16 protein-coding genes and 1 tRNA gene are annotated in these 17,282 nt (G+C 71.9%); 4 read left to right on the top strand and 13 right to left on the bottom strand.

Annotation, left to right across the window (positions count from 1 at the left end):
- Positions 1 to 79 precede the first annotated feature (79 nt).
- Positions 80 to 673, top strand: a complete 594-nt coding sequence (locus ABD269_RS01460) for a histidine phosphatase family protein (protein WP_301887267.1) — start codon at positions 80 to 82, stop codon at positions 671 to 673.
- 19 nt (positions 674 to 692) lie between these two features.
- On the opposite strand, the gene ABD269_RS01455 is transcribed toward ABD269_RS01460, so the two are convergent.
- Positions 693 to 2,072, bottom strand: a complete 1,380-nt coding sequence (locus ABD269_RS01455) for an NsdA family TPR-like regulatory protein (RefSeq protein WP_344115196.1) — start codon at positions 2,070 to 2,072, stop codon at positions 693 to 695.
- Positions 2,073 to 2,380: 308 nt separating this feature from the next.
- Between ABD269_RS01455 and ABD269_RS01450 the strand changes: the two genes are divergently transcribed.
- Together ABD269_RS01450 and ABD269_RS01445 are read left to right on the top strand one after the other, a co-directional pair.
- Positions 2,381 to 2,827 (top strand): hypothetical protein, encoded by a 447-nt coding sequence (locus ABD269_RS01450; protein WP_344115194.1) that lies wholly within the window; start codon positions 2,381 to 2,383, stop codon positions 2,825 to 2,827.
- Positions 2,828 to 2,993: 166 nt separating this feature from the next.
- A complete protein-coding gene (locus ABD269_RS01445; protein WP_344115192.1) occupies positions 2,994 to 3,866 on the top strand; it encodes a spermidine synthase in 873 nt (290 codons plus the stop codon).
- Between the two features lie 6 nt (positions 3,867 to 3,872).
- On the opposite strand, the gene ABD269_RS01440 is transcribed toward ABD269_RS01445, so the two are convergent.
- From ABD269_RS01440 to ABD269_RS01405, 8 genes are all read right to left on the bottom strand, one after another.
- Positions 3,873 to 5,273 (bottom strand): GH1 family beta-glucosidase, encoded by a 1,401-nt coding sequence (locus tag ABD269_RS01440; RefSeq protein ID WP_344115190.1) that lies wholly within the window; start codon positions 5,271 to 5,273, stop codon positions 3,873 to 3,875.
- Between the two features lie 50 nt (positions 5,274 to 5,323).
- Positions 5,324 to 6,172, bottom strand: a complete 849-nt coding sequence (locus ABD269_RS01435; RefSeq protein WP_301887271.1) for a carbohydrate ABC transporter permease — start codon at positions 6,170 to 6,172, stop codon at positions 5,324 to 5,326.
- Positions 6,173 to 6,181: 9 nt separating this feature from the next.
- The gene (locus tag ABD269_RS01430; protein WP_344115185.1) at positions 6,182 to 7,171 is read right to left on the bottom strand and encodes a carbohydrate ABC transporter permease; all 990 of its coding nucleotides are present in this window, start codon (positions 7,169 to 7,171) and stop codon (positions 6,182 to 6,184) included.
- A complete protein-coding gene (locus ABD269_RS01425; protein ID WP_344115183.1) occupies positions 7,168 to 8,490 on the bottom strand; it encodes an ABC transporter substrate-binding protein in 1,323 nt (440 codons plus the stop codon). The genes ABD269_RS01430 and ABD269_RS01425 overlap by 4 nt, the downstream gene beginning before the upstream one ends.
- Positions 8,491 to 8,756: 266 nt before the next feature.
- Positions 8,757 to 8,829, bottom strand: a tRNA-His gene (locus ABD269_RS01420).
- 95 nt (positions 8,830 to 8,924) lie between these two features.
- Entirely contained in the window at positions 8,925 to 9,533 is a 609-nt protein-coding gene (orn, locus tag ABD269_RS01415) for an oligoribonuclease (protein WP_116211952.1), read from the bottom strand.
- A 5-nt stretch (positions 9,534 to 9,538) separates the two neighbouring features.
- Positions 9,539 to 10,903: a helix-turn-helix domain-containing protein gene (locus ABD269_RS01410; protein WP_301887274.1), complete on the bottom strand. Its 1,365-nt coding sequence runs from the start codon at positions 10,901 to 10,903 to the stop codon at positions 9,539 to 9,541.
- Positions 10,904 to 11,271: 368 nt separating this feature from the next.
- On the bottom strand, positions 11,272 to 11,679 hold the full coding sequence (locus tag ABD269_RS01405) for a hypothetical protein (protein WP_301887275.1): 408 nt from the start codon (positions 11,677 to 11,679) through the stop codon (positions 11,272 to 11,274).
- A gap of 422 nt (positions 11,680 to 12,101) precedes the next feature.
- Here ABD269_RS01405 and ABD269_RS01400 point away from each other — a divergent pair, with 422 nt between their 5' ends.
- Positions 12,102 to 12,623, top strand: coding sequence for a universal stress protein (locus tag ABD269_RS01400; protein WP_116211949.1), 522 nt, complete (start codon positions 12,102 to 12,104; stop codon positions 12,621 to 12,623).
- 326 nt (positions 12,624 to 12,949) lie between these two features.
- On the opposite strand, the gene glmS is transcribed toward ABD269_RS01400, so the two are convergent.
- From glmS to ABD269_RS01380, 4 genes are all read right to left on the bottom strand, one after another.
- A complete protein-coding gene (glmS, locus tag ABD269_RS01395) occupies positions 12,950 to 14,770 on the bottom strand; it encodes a glutamine--fructose-6-phosphate transaminase (isomerizing) (protein WP_344115178.1) in 1,821 nt (606 codons plus the stop codon).
- A 59-nt stretch (positions 14,771 to 14,829) separates the two neighbouring features.
- Positions 14,830 to 15,105 (bottom strand): hypothetical protein, encoded by a 276-nt coding sequence (locus ABD269_RS01390; RefSeq protein WP_301887277.1) that lies wholly within the window; start codon positions 15,103 to 15,105, stop codon positions 14,830 to 14,832.
- Positions 15,106 to 15,225: 120 nt separating this feature from the next.
- Positions 15,226 to 16,083 (bottom strand): DUF4429 domain-containing protein, encoded by an 858-nt coding sequence (locus ABD269_RS01385; RefSeq protein ID WP_344115175.1) that lies wholly within the window; start codon positions 16,081 to 16,083, stop codon positions 15,226 to 15,228.
- Positions 16,084 to 16,125: 42 nt separating this feature from the next.
- Positions 16,126 to 17,280 carry an acyl-CoA dehydrogenase family protein gene (locus ABD269_RS01380; RefSeq protein ID WP_301894474.1) on the bottom strand — a complete coding sequence of 385 codons (1,155 nt, stop codon included), beginning with the start codon at positions 17,278 to 17,280 and terminating at the stop codon, positions 16,126 to 16,128.
- Positions 17,281 to 17,282 lie beyond the last annotated feature (2 nt).

Below are 17,282 nucleotides of genomic sequence, written 5' to 3'. Positions count from 1 at the left end.
ATCGTTTCTGTCAGAGCTTGTAATTATCTGCCGGTATCTGTAGCCAAAATCACCGAAATCTTCTGAAGGGTCCCTCGTCATGGCACCGCGCATCCTGCTGGCCCGGCACGGACAGACGGAGTGGTCGCTGTCCGGGAAGCACACCGGCCGCACGGACATCCCGCTCCTCGACGAGGGCAGGCGCGGCGCCAAGCTGCTCGGCGAGCGCCTGCACCGCGCCCCCTGGGACGGGCTGCGCGACGTCGAGATCCGTACGAGCCCCCTGGTGCGCGCCAAGGAGACCTGCGAGCTGGCCGGCTTCGGCGACCGGGCCACCGACTGGGACGCGCTGATGGAGTGGGACTACGGCGCGTACGAGGGCATGACCCCGGCCGAGATCAAGGCGCAGCGCCCCGGCTGGCTGATCTGGCGCGACGGCGTCCCGGAGGGCGAGACCCTCGCGGAGGTCGGCGCCCGCGCGGACGAGGTCGTCCAGTGGGCGCGCTCGGCCGACCGCGACGTGCTGATCTTCGCGCACGGGCACATCCTGCGGACGATCGGAGCGCGCTGGCTGGGCCTCGACGTGTCCTTCGCGGCGCGCATCCGCCTCGACCCCACGTCGCTGTCCATCCTGGGCTGGGCGTACGACGCCCCGGCGATCGAGCGCTGGAACGACACCGGGCACTTGGCGTGAGGCAGCGGATGCGAGTGGGCTAGCCCCCACTCGCCACCGCGTGCCCGTAGCGGGCGAGGAAACCTTCCGCTTCGCGGGGGTGGTGGCGCAGCCGTCGGGCCGTCGCGGCCAGCATGGTCCGGATCCGCGTCGAGTGGATCTCCGTCAGCAGGTCCAGCGCCCGGTCACCCGCGGCGGCCGCCGCGTCCGGCTCGCCGCCGTGGGCCAGATCGCTCGCGAGCTGGGTGGTGAACAGCGCGATATTGCGGGCGAAGTGCGGATTCTGCAGATCGACCGCGCGCCGCGCGTGCTCGGCCGCGCGCGCCCAGTCGCCGAGCGCGGACCAGCACTGCGCCTCCAGCCCCTCCAGCTCCGCCTCGCCGAAGAAGGACATCCACTCCGGATCCGCGGCGGCCGCCCCGCGCCCGAAGAGCGTGCGCGCCCGCGCCAGCGCCTCCTCGCACGCCTCCCGGTCCCCGAGCCCGGCCCAGCCGCCCGCCTCACGCAGGGCCAGCAGGGACATCAGCCGCGGCGACGCCAGCCGCCGGCCCGCGCGCTGCGCGGCCTGCGCCGCCCGTACGGCCTCCCGCGGGCGCCCCGCGTCGCGCGCGAGGAATGAGGTGTTGCAGAAGGCGTGCGCCTCCAGGGCCGGGTCCCCGGCGACCCGCGCCGTGGCGAGCGCCTCCGCGTAGTGCGAGCGGGCGTCCGCGAAGCGGCCCGAGTCGTGGGCCAGCCAGCCGACGGAGATCGCCAGTTCGCCCGCCCCCGTATGCAGCCGGTCCGCGACCGACTGCCGCCGGGTGTCCGCGTCGAGCAGCTCGTACGCGACCCGCAGCGGCCGCGCGGCACGCCGGTAGAGGCCGTCCGCACCGTGCCGGTCGTCCAGCAGCCGGATGCGGCGCACGGCCTGTTCGACGGCGGCGGCCTCGGTCTCGCCCGCGCGGCGCGGGGAGCGGGGGCCGGGGACGGCGCCCAGGGAGACCGCGGCCATCGCCGCGGTGCCGCTGGTCATGAACGCGCGACGCAACACGTCGCTCTCCTTGTGACTGTCGAAGGGAGTGCCGGGAGCCCCGGGGGCGCGGTCACGGACCGTCCCCCCGGGCTCCGGAGGCCGCGCCTCGGCGGTTTCGCGCGCCCTCTTGCCGCGTACCACGTTCCGCGGCGCGAAACCCATGTCGACCGGTTCCCTGCCGGGGAACATGTGCCGGAACACCCGCTCGTAGGCGTAGTTGGGGCAGCGGATCTCCCCGGACTCCACGCGCCCGACGTAGCGCGCGTCGCACGAGACCTGCTCGCCGATCTCCCGGGCCGCGCGCCGTACGGCCGCCGCGAACTCGCCCGGCGACCGGCTTCCCCGCAGCTGCCGGAACGCCTCGTTCGGGCGAGGTGGCGGTGACGAGGACGCGTGGGACGACGCCATGGCCGGCCCCTCTCCCTGGCGACTGCCGCCCCACGCGGTACGGAGCGGGGGCGTGGGCTTGTGCTGCCCGCTGGGCTGCCGGAGCGGCGGAGCTGCCGTTCGGCGGAGAAGACCGTACCGGCAACGAGGGGGCCACTACCGAGTGTTTGGCTACAAAACGGATATCTCACCTGCGATCCGCCATGAAGTGCCATCCTTTGTGACGGCATGGCGCCGTTGCCGTTGACGGGGTTCGCGCGTTGTACCTACGAGCGCGCTCGACGCGGAGTGGCACGGCGGAGGAGGGGTTTCCCTTGGTGGAGGCCGGAGTGGACATCAGCAGCTCGCGGACGACGGCCCTGCACCAGCCGCGTGAGGACCACAGCCCGTCGCCGTCCCCGTGCGCGGCGCAGGAGGCCGTCGAGGCCGGGCCGTGCGACCTGGTCACCGTGCCCGCCCGGCAGGGCCTGGAGGCGGTCGACATCCTGCGGCTGCGCGACGGCGTCGGCCCCGTGCTGCACGACGGCGAGTGCGACACCCTCGGCTTCCTGGTGCCGCCCGGCACGGCCGACGCCTGGGACGTCCCGGGCAGCGCCTGCACCCAGACACACGGCCGCGGCTTCCAGGCCGACCCGGCGGAGCCGCCGCCCATCACCGGGACGGGCTGGCTGGTCGCGCCGGACGCGGCGTTCTCGGACGCGACGGATCCCGCCGTGCTGCGCGCTGCGCTCGGCGAGGCGGCCCGCACGATCGAAGCGGTGGATCGCTGCCGCTAGGTCGGCGAACTGGGGGCTCCGCCCCCAGACCCCCGGGGTGCGCAAAATTCAGCCCGTGGGGGCACCTCCCAGCGGTAGCTGGGGGAGTTTGAGGACGCGCCCGCAGGGCGCCCCCGCCGCAGGCGGCAAGGCAGCCCGCAGGGTGGCACCGGGGGATACTGGTCCGATGGCGAAGACCAAGAAGCAAGGAGGGCGGGGGCGCGCCACCGTGGAAACGGTCGGCGCGGACGTGGATGGCGGGCGCGCCGAGCTCGTGCCCGACCGCGACCGCCCCCGCGGGTTCACCCTGCTGATCGACTCCGCCCCGCAGTCCCACGTCGACCTCGACGACCCCACATATCTCGAATTCGCCTACCAGCGCCGGCTCGGCCACATCGCCGACCTGGTGGCCCCGCCGGGCAGGCCGGTCCAGGCGCTCCACCTGGGCGGCGGCGCCTTCACCCTGGCCCGCTACGTCGCCGCGACCAGGCCCCGCTCGACCCAGCAGATCGTGGAGATCGACGCCCCCCTCGTCCAGCTCGTCCGCCGCGAGCTGCCCCTGGACGGCTCCTGGCGGATACGGGTGCGGGGCGGCGACGCCCGCGAGGGCCTGGCCAAGGTGCCGGACGGCTGGGCGGAGCTGATCATCGCCGATGTCTTCAGCGGCGCCCGCACCCCCGCGCACCTGACCAGCACGGAGTTCGCCGCCGAGGTGCGGCGCGCGCTGCGGCCCGGCGGCTTCTACGCCGCGAACCTCGCGGACGGCCCGCCGCTGTCCTACGTCAAGGCACAGATCGCCACCGTGCGCACCGTCTTCCCCGAGCTGTGCCTGACCGCCGACCCCGCGGTCCTGCGCGGGCGCCGCTTCGGCAACGCCGTGCTGCTGGCCTCCGATCACGAGCTGCCCATCGCCGAACTGACCCGGCGGGCCGCCACCGACCCGCACCAGGGGCGGGTCGAACACGGCCGCGCCCTGGCCGACTTCACGGGCGGGGCGGCCCCCGTCACCGACGCGAGCGCCAAGCCGTCGCCCGCGCCGCCGCCCTCCGTCTTCGAGTAGCTCCCGTCAGTACGGCGGCAGTTGACCCGTCCGTACCACCTGGGAGTACCAGTGGGCGCTCGACTTGGGCGTGCGCGCCTGCGTCGCGTAGTCGACGTACACCGCGCCGAAGCGCTTGCTGTAGCCGTACGCCCACTCGAAGTTGTCGATCAGCGACCACAGGAAATAGCCGCGCACGTCCGCGCCGTCGGCCAGCGCCCGCCGGACCGCGTCGAGGTGCGCGTGCAGATACGCGATGCGCTCCGGGTCGTGCACCGCGCCGTCCCCGTCCGGCTTGTCGTCGTACGCGGCCCCGTTCTCGGTGACCATGAGCGGCAGGCCGGGGAACTCGCGGGTGAAGCGCATCAGCAGCTCGTGCAGGCCCGTGGGGTCGACGGACCAGTCCATCGCCGTCCGCTTGCCGGGCGGCCGGTGGAAGGCGACGCGGTCGGCGCCCGGCCAGGGGGAGTGACCGGCGGAGCCCTGGCCGTCGTCGCGGGGCGGGGCGTTGTCAGTGGCGGCTGATACCACTGTAGGTGCGTAGTAGTTGATGCCCAGCGAGTCGAGGGGGTGCCTGATGACGCCCGGGTCGCCGTCGTGCACGAAGGACCAGTCGGTGATGCCCGCCGTGTCGGCGAGCAGGTCGGCGGGGTATGCGCCCCGGAGCATGGGCTCGGTGAAGATACGGGTGGCGAGCGCGTCCACGCGCCGCCGGGCGTCCCGGTCCGCGGGGGAGTCCGTGCGGGCCCTGACCGCCGCCGGGTTGAGCGTCACGGAGACCTGCGCCCGCGAGGGCAGGGCCGCGCGCAGCGCCTGGGCGCCGAGGCCGTGGGCCAGGTTGAGGTGGTGGGCGGCGCGCAGGGCGGCCACGGGGTCCGTGCGGCCCGGGGCGTGCACCCCCGAGCCGTAGCCCAGGAAGGCGCTGCACCAGGGCTCGTTGAGGGTCGTCCACAGCTCCACCCGGTCGCCCAGCGCCTCGGCGACCAGCTGCGCGTAGTCGGCGAAGCGGTGCGCCGTGCCGCGCTCGGGCCAGCCGCCCGCCGACTCCAGCTCCTGCGGCAGGTCCCAGTGGTAGAGGGTCAGCACCGGCCGGATGCCCCGGTCGAGGAGGTCGTCGACGAGCGCGCGGTAGAAGTCGAGCCCCGCCCGGCAGGCGGGGCCCCGGCCGCCGGGCTGGACCCGCGGCCAGGAGACGGAGAAGCGGTAGGCGCCCAGGCCGAGTTCGGCCATCAGCCGGACGTCCTCGGCGCGCCGGTGGTAGTGGTCGGCGGCCGTGTCACCGGTGTCGCCGCCGAGGGTCCGGCCGGGCGTGCGGGAGAAGGTGTCCCAGATGGACGGGGTGCGGCCGTCCTCCTGGGCCGCGCCCTCGATCTGGTACGCGGCGGTCGCGGCGCCCCAGAGGAAGCCGGGCGGGAAGTTCACGGTCATGGAAGCGCTCCCGGGTGGGGGGAATGGCGGTGGGAAGGATGACGAGGGCATCAGCCCTTGACGGCGCCCTGCATGATGCCGCCGACGATCTGTCTGCCGAAGAGGGTGAAGGCGAGCAGCAGCGGCAGGGTGCCCAGCAGCGCCCCGGCCATCACCACCGCCTGATCGGGTACGTAACCGCGGCCGAGCCCGGTGAGCGCGACCTGCACGGTGGGGTTCTCCTGGGTCAGCGCGATGATCGGCCAGAAGAAGTCGTTCCACGCCTGCACGAAGGAGAGCATCCCGAGCACGGCCATCGCGGGCCGCGCGACGGGAAGGACGATGTGCCACACCACCCGCAGGCTGTTCGCGCCGTCCACGCGGGCCGCCTCGATCAGCTCGGTGGGCAGCGCCTCCACGAGGTACTGCCGCATGAAGAACACCCCGAAGGCGCTGACCAGGGTGGGCAGCACCACCGACTGCAGCTGGTCGGTCCAGCCCAGCCCGGCGACGACCATGAAGAGGGGCACCACGCTCAGCTGCGGCGGGATCATCATGGTGCCGATCGTCAGCAGCAGCAGCGCGTCCCTGAACCGGAACCGCAGCTTGGCGAAGGCGAAGCCGGCGACGGTGCTGAACAGCACCGTGCCCAGCGCGACCGTGCCCGCCACCAGCGTGGTGTTGAACAGCGCCAGCCCCATGTGGGCGTCGCCCCACGCCGTCCCGAGGTTCTTCAGCAGCCTGCCGCCGAACCAGAAGGGCGGCGGCGTGCGGGCCAGCCGGGTGTTGTCGCGCGACGCGGCGATCGCCGTCCACACCAGCGGGAAGAGCGAGCCCGCGGTGAACAGCGCAAGCACCGCGTAGGTGACCGGCCCGCCGTGCAGCTGCCGCCCGGCCCGCCCGGTCGAAGTGATCGTCACATCAGCCCCTCACCGGGTCTTCCCCAGCTGTCGCGCGACCACGGCATTGACCGCGCCGATCAACAGCAGGATCAGGAACATCGTCCAGGCGACGGCGGAGGCGCGCCCGAGGTGGAAGTCGTACCAGCCCTGTTCGTAGAGATAGAGCCCCAGCGTCTGGAACTGGTGCGCCGCGCCGCCCTTCTGCCCGCCCGCCCCGCCGAACAGCAGCGGCTCGCCGAAGAGCTGCGTCGCCCCGATCGTGGAGACGACCACGGTGAAGAGGATCGTCGGCCGCAGCGCGGGCACGGTGACATGGCGGAACTGCTGCGTCCGCGACGCGCCGTCCAGCGCCGCCGATTCGTAGAGCTCGTCCGGCACCGCCTGCATCGCGGCCAGGTAGATCAGTGCGTTGTAGCCCGTCCACCGCCAGATCACGATCGAGGAGACCGCCAGCTGGGAGGACCACCGGCCGCTCTGCCAGTCGACAGGACCGATCCCGGCCGCGCCCAGCGCCCAGTTGACCATCCCGTAGTCCCGCCCGTAGAGCAGCACGAAGACGAGCGTCGCGGCGGCGACCGAGGTGGCGTACGGGGTCAGCAGCGCGACCCGCCAGAAGGAGGCGGCGCGCAGCCGGAAGTGGAGCAGGTGGGCCAGGCCCAGGGCCATCAGCAGCTGCGGGACCGTGGAGAGGACCCCGATGGTGAAGGTGTTGCGCAGCGCGTTCCAGAAGAAGTCGTCGTCCAGCAGCCGGAGGTAGTTGTGCGCGCCCGCCCACTCCATGTGGTCAGGCGACGAAAGCTCCACCCGGTGCAGCGAGGCCCAGCCCGTATAGAGGAGGGGGAAGACCCCGAAGGCGGAGAAGAAGAGGAAGAAGGGCGCGACGAAGGCGTACGGGCTGTAGCGGACGTCCCAGCGGCACAGCCGGCTGCGCCACGGCCGCGGCAGGCCCCCCTCCTTCCGCGGGCCCTCGGGCGGTGGGGCCTGGGTGTCCCGGGCCGCCTCGGCGGTCGCCGTCATTCGTCCACCGCGTTGTCGATTTCCTTCTGCGCCGCCTTCCAGGCCGCCCGCGGCGACCTGCCCTGCTGCTCGACCTGGGGGATCGCCACATCGGTGAAGGCCGTCCCGATCTGCTGCTCCTTGGGGCCGATCACCAGGGTCGGGATGTTCCTGGCCGCCTCCGCGAAGATCCGCCCGGTCGGCGCGCCCCCGAAGTAGGGATTGCGCGCGTCCCGGACCAGCGGCATCGCGTACGAGGCGGGGGTGGAGGGGATGCTCGCCTGCCGGTCGAAGAGCTTGGCCTGCTGCTCGGGCGCCGTCAGCCAGACCGCGAGCGCGACCGCCGCCGCCCGGTGCCGGCCCGCCCGGGGCACGGTCACGAAGGAGCCGCCCCAGTTGGCGGGCCGCGGCGCGGCGGCCACGTCCCACTTGTCCTTGCCCGCCGGGCCCGCCTTCTCCTTGATGTAGCCGAGCATCCACGGCGGACAGGCGACGCTGGCGAAGCGGCCGTTGGCGAACGCCTGGTCCCAGGGCTTCTCGAACTGTTTGAGCCGGGCCGTCAGCCCGCCCCGCGCCGCCTGCACGGCCAGCCGCCAGGAGGCCCTGACCGCCGGGCTCTTGCGGTAGACGGCCCTGCCGCGCCGGTTGTAGTAGCGCTCGGCGTATCCGTGGATGGACGCGTTGTAGATCCCGGCCGCGGAGTCGGTGAAGACCGTGCCGGACGGCGCGTGCCTCCGGTACGCCCTGCCGACGTCGAGGTACTTCTGCCAGTCACCGGCCCAGAGCCTGCCGACGTGCTCGCGGTCCGTGGGCAGCCCGGCCTTCTGGAAGAGATCCTTCCGGTAGCAGACGGCGATGGGCCCGATGTCCGTGCCGAGGCCGATCGTCCTGCCGCCGGCGGCCGTGGCCTGGGCCCACTTCCAGTCCAGCCAGTCGCCCTTGTGGACGCCCCGGGCCCGGGAGAGGTCCTCGAAGCGGTCGGCCTGGGTGGTGGCCACGTCGTGGATGTTGCCCACCTCCACGGCCTGGATGTCGGAGAGGCCGCTGCCCGCCGCGAGGTGCGTCAGCAGCTGGGGGTAGTAGGTGTCGTTCCGTTCGATCACGCTCTCCTTGATCGTGACGTCCGGGTGCAGCCGCTCGTACTCCGCGTAGAGGCCCGCCTGCTTGTAGCCGAAGACCCCGAAGGTGCCGATGGTGACGGTGGTCCGGCCGCCCGCCGGCCCGGTGTCCCCGTCGTCCCTGGCACAGCTGCCGAGCAGGGCCACGGCGAGCGCGGTGACGGTGGCGAGCGCGACACCGGCCGGACCGGGGCGGCGCGGACCGCCCACCGGGGTGCTCACGGTTGCCCGGGGCGGGATCCTTCGCGGGGGGTGCGGCGTTCCACCGGGTCACGGGCCATCGGTCACGACCTTCCGTCAGATGCCACGGCGCGCCGCCGGCCGCAGCGCGCGCCACTGCGACATCTGAGCCTTCCCACGGACGGCCGGTGAACTCTCCCCGCACGGGCCCCGGCTCACTCCTAGGGGCTACAGGCGCACGCCCCGGGGGAGCAGCCGCAAACGCCGAGGGCCCCGATCCGCTTTCGCGGATCGGGGCCCTCGATCAGGGTGAGTAACGGGACTTGAACCCGCGACATCCTGGACCACAACCAGGTGCTCTGCCAGCTGAGCTATACCCACCATGTCCGGTGTGTTTCCCACCGGCTGAGAAAAAGTGTACAGGGTCTTGAGGGGTGCTCGCTCCCAGGTGGTGCTTGTCCTGGGAGCGAGCTGCGTCACTGTCCCTGAGCGGGCAGCACGTGCCGGGCCGCGATGGCCTTCGCGGTGTCCGAGTCCGGGCCGGGCTGCGGCACGAAGATCGCCTCGCGGTAATAGCGGAGCTCGGCGATCGACTCGCGGATGTCCGCGAGTGCCCTGTGGTTGCCGTTCTTCTTGGGGCTGCTGAAGTAGGCCCGCGGATACCAGCGGCGGGCCAGCTCCTTCACCGACGACACATCGACGATGCGGTAGTGCAGGTGGTCCTCCAGCGCCGGCATGTCCCGCGCGAGGAAGCCGCGGTCGGTACCGACCGAGTTTCCGCACAGCGGGGCCTTGCCCGGCTCCGGGACGTGCTCGCGGATGTACGCCAGGACCTGTCGCTCCGCGTCCTCGAGCGTCGTCCCCTTGTCCAGCTCCGCGAGCAGCCCGGAGGCCGTGTGCATCTGGCGGACCACCTCGGGCATGGTGGTCAAGGCCTCGGCGGGCGGGCGGACGACGATGTCCACGCCGTCGCCGAGGATGTTCAGCTCGGAGTCGGTGACCAGGGCGGCCACCTCGATGAGCGCGTCGTTCGACAGCGAGAGCCCGGTCATCTCGCAGTCGATCCACACCATGCGATCGTTCATGCGTCTCACCCTACGGGGCGTTCCCGCTGGCCGGGCAGGCGTGGGGTGTAGAGGTCCGACTCCGGCTTGCCCGGATCCGGGCCGCCGGTGGTGCCGAGATGGCCACCACCGTGACCGCCGTGCGAGGCGGACTGTGCGATATGCCCTCCATGTCCACTATGTGGTGGTGGCGGGGTGGTCATGATCGCACCGGAGACGGCATGGGCGCCGGCCAGGGCCGTCCGCCGCATCGCCATCACCGACGGCTCCCCGCTCCGCTGCTCGCCCAGCTCCGCCCGGTCGAACCGGTCGGAGCGCTCCGGCCGGTCCACGCGGTCCGGCCGCTCGCCCCGCTCGGGGCGGTCGGCCGGGCTCTGTGGCCGGCGCGCCCGGTACGCGGCGCGGTAGGCGGCCGGGGAGGACCCCAGCTGCCTGCGGAAGTGACCCCGCAGGGCCACGGGCGAGCGGAAGCCGCAGCGCCCGGCGACCTCGTCCACGGAATAGTCCGAGGTCTCCAGGAGCCGCTGTGCCTGGAGCACCCGCTGGGTGATCAGCCACTGCAGCGGGGCGCTCCCGGTGAGCGAGCGGAACCGCCGGTCGAAGGTCCGGCGGCTCATATAGGCGCGGGCCGCCAGCGTCTCCACGTCGAACTGCTCGTGGAGGTGCTCCAGCGCCCAGGCGACGACCTCGGCGAGCGGGTCGGCGCCGATCTCCTCCGGTAAAGACCGGTCGAGATAGCGCTCCTGTCCGCCACTGCGGCGGGGCGGTACGACGAGACGACGGGCCAGGGCCCCCGCCGCGTCGGCGCCGTGGTCGGTACGGACGATGTGCAGGCACAGGTCGATGCCTGCCGCGGTGCCCGCGGAAGTCAGTACGTCGCCGTCGTCGACGAAGAGCTCCCGGGGGTCCACATGGACCGACGGATAGCGCTTCGCGAGTGTGGGCGCGTACATCCAATGGGTGGTGGCGGGCCTGCCGTCGAGCAGGCCCGCGGCGGCCAGTACAAAGGCCCCGGTGCACAGCCCCACGATGCGGGCACCCTCTTCATGGGCGCGGCGCAGTGCGTCGAGTGCGGCGGTGGGCGGCGGCTGGGTGATCGACCGCCAGGCCGGTACGACGACGGTGCCGGCCCGGGAGAGCGCCTCCAGGCCGTACGGTGCGGTCAATTCCAGGCCGCCGGTTGTTCGCAATGGCACATCTTCGCCCGCGCACACCAGCAATCGGTAGCGGGGTACCCCAGCGTCCTGTCGGTCGATCCCGAACACTGAGAGCGGAATGGAGCTTTCGAAGATGGGGCCGCCGCTGAAAAGCAGCACTGCGACGATCTCCCGGCGGCGGCGTCCGGAGAGCTTGCGCGTGGTCTCCGGTACGGTCGTGGAGTCCTGGCTCATGGCGCTAAGCCCCCCTCGGCGGTCGAGTCCTCTCGGTCCTGCACGTTTCCCCTCGGTCCTGAACGGTTCCCCCGCCGGTCATGGCCAAGATCGAATCTACTGCGTCACACGGAGTCGCGGTGACCAGTTCACCACCCGGCTCTATGTCGACATGACAACTTGGCGCGAAGCGTTCGATCACGAAGCGTTGCACTTGCAGGGCTCGGTGAAAAGTACGCCTCTCGCCCATGCCCAATCCCCGTAGGGTGCAACCGCCCTCGGCGGTCCTTTCCTTGCTGGTCGACCGGCTGTTGGGGGCTGCTCAGGCCAAGGTGAGGGGTTCGGCCTGAAGTTGGCTGAAAAGCACCGGGTGCATATGTACGAAGGCGTCATTCACCGGGCGTACTACCCGGCGTATCGGTACGGGGAGAGGCCTGGGCGCCGCTCTGCGCGGGCGTGCCCGGATGGCGGTTGCCCCGATGGTTTCCGACGCCCGTGCGGCCGTGGCGGCCACGATGCGGAATTGACGATTCCGGTGCGGGCGTGCCTGTGCGCGGCCCCGACGGGACGCGGGCGGCGGTGCGTTCGGACCGGCGCAGCAGTGCGCGGCAGACGCAGGTGAGGGCCACCAGCCCGGCCGCGGTGCCGGCGGCGCCACCGAAGGACTGACCGCACATCAGCAGGACCACGGGGACCAGCACACAGCTGAAGGCCGCCCAGCGGACCACATCGCTCACCGGATCGGGGGAGTCCGCCCCGGGGTCGTCGGCGCGGGCGTGATCACGGGTTCCGGGCACGGAGCGGCTCCCTGCTGGCGGCGGCTGACGGTGGTACAACGCCGGGCCGGGCGCCGGGGTCACTGCGCCGCGCGCATCAGGAGTACGGCCGCGTTGCGGCGAGGGCATTGCGCTGCGCGCCGCCCTCGTGCATGCTCCGGGGAACGCCCGGCGTCCCTGTGTCCCCGGGGCAGGGGACGGCGCCGCCGTTCCGTGCCGAGGGGGCCGTCCCGTCGGGCGGCCTCTGGGCACGCGGCGGGTGTCGCCGTACCCTGGAAGGTAAGTGCTTGAAAAGATGAATCCCGGACGGATTTTTCGTCCATGATCCTGCGGGACGCTCCGGGCTGCGTCTTTTCCGGCGCTCGCGCTCGCTCCTCCTCTGACAACTGCAACCAGTCCACCGCTGATCCCTCCGCACGAGGACATCCTTCGCCGAGACACCGATGGCCGGTCACGAATTCCCCGAACCCGCGGACCGCAAGCGGGTCGCCGATCACGCGGCGCACCCCGAAGCGGCGGAAGAATCACGCCATTCCTGCGATCCTGCGTTCCAGCACGGCGTCGTGGTGGGCTTCGACGGTTCCACGTCCAGCGAGCGAGCGCTTGCGTATGCAATCGGGATGGCCCGGCGCTCCGGCTCGGGCCTGATCATCGTCCATGTGGCCAACCGGCTGCCGACGACCGTGTGGGCGGGCTGTGAGCCGCCGGTCTTCGTGGACGTCCCGGATCACCGCACGGAGGTCCTGGGCCTCGAACTCGCCTGTGCGGACCACCTGTCCGAGGTGCCGTGGATCCTCGTCGAGCGCGGTGGCGACATCTGCCACGAACTGGAGGAGGTCGGCCGGGAGTACGCGGCGGACGCGATCGTCGTCGGCTCCACCCACGGTCTGGTCGGCCGGATCTTCGGCTCGGTCGCGGGGCGGCTGGCGCGGCGCGCGCAGCGTCCGGTGGTCGTCATTCCATGACGGCCCGGCTCCGCCGGGTCCACGTCAACTTCCGTCGCCCATAGGGGCGATGATCCCGGACCGCGCGTTGACGGCTGTTGAATCTACCCGCGCGTAGGGGGTGGGGAGCGGCTCGCCGGCGGGTAGGAACCGGAGCGTGACGTGCTGCCGGACGGGAGGTGACGGTTCCCGGAACCGGCGGCATCACCGCCGGCGGGAGAGTGCCGCCGGCAAGGGGAGGCAGCCCTCCCCGCGCGCCGGGTGGCACGCGCGAGGAGGGCTGTCCCGGACCCGCCGCAGGACAGGTGCGACAGGACCGAGCTCAAGGGGCGCGAGGCCCCGGGGTACTACTCGACGGTGACGGACTTCGCCAGGTTGCGCGGCTTGTCGATGTCACGGCCCATGGCCTTCGCCGTGTAGTAGGCGAGCAGCTGGAGCGGGATGCCCATGAGGATCGGGTCCAGCTCGTCCTCGTTCTTCGGCACCACGATCGTGTGGTCGGCCTTCTCCTGCACCTGGTGCGCGACGGCGAGGATGCGGCCGCTGCGGGCCTTGATCTCCTCCAGCGCGGCGCGGTTCTTCTCCAGCAGCTCGTCGTCCGGCACGATCGCCACGGTCGGCATCGCGGGCTCGATCAGGGCCAGCGGGCCGTGCTTGAGCTCGGAGGCGGGGTAGGCCTCGGCGTGGATGTACGAGACCTCCTTGAGCTTCAGCGAGGCCTCACGGGCGACCGGGTAGCCGCGCACCCGGCCGATGAACATCATCGACTTGGCGTCCGCGTACTCCCCGGCCAGCTTCTCGATCTCCGCCTCGTTCGCCAGGATCTCGGAGATCTGCGCGGGCAGCTTGCGCAGGCCCTCGATGATCCGCTTGCCGTCGGCGACGGACAGGTCGCGGATGCGGCCCAGGTGCAGGGCGAGCAGGCCGAAGGAGACCACCATGTTGGTGAAGCACTTGGTGGAGACGACGCAGACCTCGGGGCCGGCGTGGACGTAGATGCCGCCGTCGGTCTCGCGGGCGATCGCCGAGCCGACCACGTTCACCAGGCCCAGCACCCGGGCGCCCTTGCGCTTGAGCTCCTGGACGGCCGCGAGGACGTCGTAGGTCTCACCGGACTGGGACACCGCGATGTAGAGGGTGTCGGGGTCCACGACCGGGTTGCGGTAGCGGAACTCCGAGGCGGGCTCGGCGTCGGAGGGGATCCGCGCGAGCTCCTCGATCATCTGGGCGCCGATCTGGCCCGCGTGGTAGGAGGTGCCGCAGCCGAGGATCTTCACCCGGCGCACGGCGCGCGCGTCGCGGGCGTCGAGGTTGAGGCCGCCCAGGTGCACGGTGGAGAAGCGGTCGTCGATGCGGCCGCGCAGCGCGCGGTCCACGGCGTCGGCCTGCTCGTGGATCTCCTTGTGCATGTACGTGTCGTGGCCGCCCATGTCGTACGACTCGGCCTCCCACTCCACGGTGGTCGGCTGCGCCGAGGTGGAGGAGCCCTCGGTGGTGTACGTGCGGTAGTCGTCGGCCTTCAGGGTGGCCATCTCGCCGTCGTCGAGGGTGACGACCTGGCGGGTGTGGCTGACCAGGGCGGCGACGTCGGAGGAGACGAACATCTCCTTCTCGCCTATGCCCAGCACGACCGGCGAGCCGTTGCGGGCGACGACGATGCGGTCCGGGAAGTCGGCGTGCAGCACGGCGATGCCGTACGTGCCCTCGATGTGCCGCAGCGCTTCGCGGACCTTCTCCTCCAGCGTCTCCGCCTGGGAGCGGGCGATGAGGTGCGCGAGGACCTCGGTGTCGGTGTCGGAGAGGAAGACGACGCCGTCGGCGGTCAGCCGGGTGCGCAGGTCCGAGGCGTTGTCGATGATGCCGTTGTGGACGACGGCGACCTTCTCCTCGGCGTCCACGTGCGGGTGGGCGTTGACGTCGTTGGGCGCGCCGTGGGTGGCCCAGCGGGTGTGGGCGATGCCCGTGGAGCCCGCGAAGCGCTTGGGCAGGCGCGACTCCAGCTCGCGGACGCGGCCCTTGGCCTTGGCGGTCTTCAGGCCGCCCGCCTTGCCGCTCGCGTGCAGGGCGATGCCGGCGGAGTCGTAACCGCGGTACTCCAGGCGCTGCAGGCCCTCCAGCAGCAGCGGGGCGACATCGCGCTTACCGATATATCCGACGATTCCGCACATGTGTTGACCCTCCCAGGCAAACGATCAGTGATGCTCGACGACGGCAGCAGCCGTCGTGTTCAGCCGTAGACGATGCGGCGCAGCTGCCGCAGCGAGAGTTCGGGCGGTGCCACCGCGCGGTGCGGCAGCTCTGCCGCGATCCGCTCGAAGATCTCCGCGTTGCGCAGTCCGCCGGACTGGAGCTCGCGGTGGCGGCGGCGCACGAACGCCTCGGTCGTCTCGTCGAAGTACGCCAGGACGTCCAGGACCACCCGGGCGGCCTCGCCGCGCTGTAGCGGCGTGCTGCGCACCAGGTGGTCGACCAGGTCGTCATGGTGGGTACGGCGTTCGAGCACCCGTCGATACTGCGGGGTGCCGCGACCTTTGGCAAGAATCCTGCCCGATATCGGGCAGGGGTGAAGGGAAAGGGTGGGTAAAACGGGCAGAGGTCTGGACCAAGGGGTGGTCCAGTGGGATCAGAAGCGCTTCAGCACGGCCTGCTTCGCCGCCGAGAACTCCTCCTCGGTCAGCACACCCAGCCGGTGCAGCTCGCCCAGTTCGCGCAGCCGGCGCAGCAGCTCGTCGTGATCGGACTCCGGCCGCGCCGCCTCCTTGGTGAGGGCGGGGCGCGGGGCGGACGGGTGCGGCAGCCGGTAGGTGACCGCCGCCGCGACCAGCGCCATCAGCAGGTCCTTCTTGAAGCCGTACAGCTGGATCGCGTGCGGGTCGGTCTTGGGCGGCCTCTTGGTCGTCTCGCCCGGCAGAAGGAAGCGCAGGTAGCCGTTCTCCAGCCCCCTGCCCGGCTGCCACTCCGCCGCGGCGATCTCGGACAGCGCCAGCGACCGCGGGCCGGCCGACCGCTTGTCCTCGTCGGTCTTCCAGTTCCACTCCAGGCCGATCCGCTCGCCGTCGAAGGTCACGGTGCCGTCCCCCGCGGTCACCGACAGCGGCACGGCCGGGCCGGGCAGCAGATAGCGGTCCGTGGGCCCGTCCGGCACCTGCTCCAGGACGAGGGCGTTGCGGACCTCGTCCGCGAAGTACTCCGCGGCGCCCGTCTGGCCCGGCTCGACGGCCAGCTGGTACGGGTCCGCGCCTTCCGGCAGCTGCCCGCGCACGGCCTGGAGCAGCGGGTCCGCCCCGTCGCGCAGCCGCAGCCGGAGCCGTCCGCCCTTGCGGCCCGGCTCGAAGGAGACCCCGGCCACCGCCGTCAGCGGGACGGCCAGTTCACCCAGGGTCTGCCGGGCCAGGTGCACTCCACGCTCCCGGCCCGGCACGATCCGTATCGTGGCGCCGTCGAAGGTCCACGTGCCGTCCTTCTGGAAGATCTCAGCCATGCGCACGATTCTCGCAGGGCTGACCGACCGTCAGCGGACGGATCAGAGGCCGAGTTCGCGGGCGATCAGCATCCGCTGGACCTCGCTGGTGCCCTCGCCGATCTCAAGGATCTTGGAGTCGCGCCACATGCGGGCCACCGGGTATTCGTTCATGAAGCCGTAGCCGCCGTGGATCTGGGTGGCCTCGCGCGCGTTGGTCACCGCGATCTCCGAGGAGTACAGCTTCGCGAGCGCCGCCTCCTTCTTGAACGGCTCGCCGTGCACCAGCCGGGACGCGGCGTCCCGCCAGGAGACGCGGGCCGTGTGCGCCCGCATCTCCATATCGGCGATCTTGAACTGGATCGCCTGGTTCGCGCCGATCGGGCGGCCGAACGCCTCGCGCTCCTTGGCGTACTTCACCGACTCGTCCACACAGCCCTGCGCCAGGCCGGTCGCCAGCGCCGAGATCGCGACCCGCCCCTCGTCCAGTATCCGCAGGAACTGGGCGTAGCCGCGCCCTTCCTCGCCCAGCAGGTTCGCCCTCGGCACCCGGACGTCGGAGAACGACAGCTCCCGGGTGTCCGAGGCGTTCCAGCCGACCTTGGAGTACGGGGCCGCGACCGTGAAGCCGGGCGTCCCGGACGGCACGATGATCGAGGAGATCAGCGGCTTGCCGTCCGGCTTGCGGCCGGTGACGGCGGTGACGGTGACCAGGCCGGTGATGTCCGTGCCGGAGTTGGTGATGAAGCACTTGGTGCCGTTGATCACCCACTCGTCCGTGGCCTCGTCCAGCCGCGCGGTGGTGCGGGTGCCGCCCGCGTCCGAGCCGGCGCCCGGCTCCGTCAGCCCGAACGCGCCCAGCATCTCGCCGGAACACAGCTTGGGCAGCCACTCCCGCTTCTGCTCCTCGGTGCCGAAGCGGAAGACGGGCATCGCGCCCAGCGACACCCCGGCCTCCAGGGTGATCGCCACCGAGGAGTCGACCCGGGCCAGCTCCTCCAGCGCGAGGCCGAGCGCCAGATAGTCACCGCCCATCCCGCCGTACTCCTCGGGGAACGGCAGTCCGAACAGGCCCATGCGGCCCATCTCCCGCACGATCTCGTACGGGAACTCGTGGCGCTCGTAGAAGTCGCCGATCTTCGGCGCGACCACGTCGTGTGCGAACTCCTCGACCGTACGGCGGAGTTCCTCGTGCTCGGGGGTGAGGCGGTGGTCCAGCG

Origin of the sequence: Streptomyces blastmyceticus (assembly GCF_039521185.1) — a bacterium.
In the GTDB taxonomy this organism is placed as follows: domain Bacteria; phylum Actinomycetota; class Actinomycetes; order Streptomycetales; family Streptomycetaceae; genus Streptomyces; species Streptomyces blastmyceticus.
Note: the sequence above shows the minus strand (reverse complement) of the source record. Positions and strands in the feature narration are given on the sequence as shown.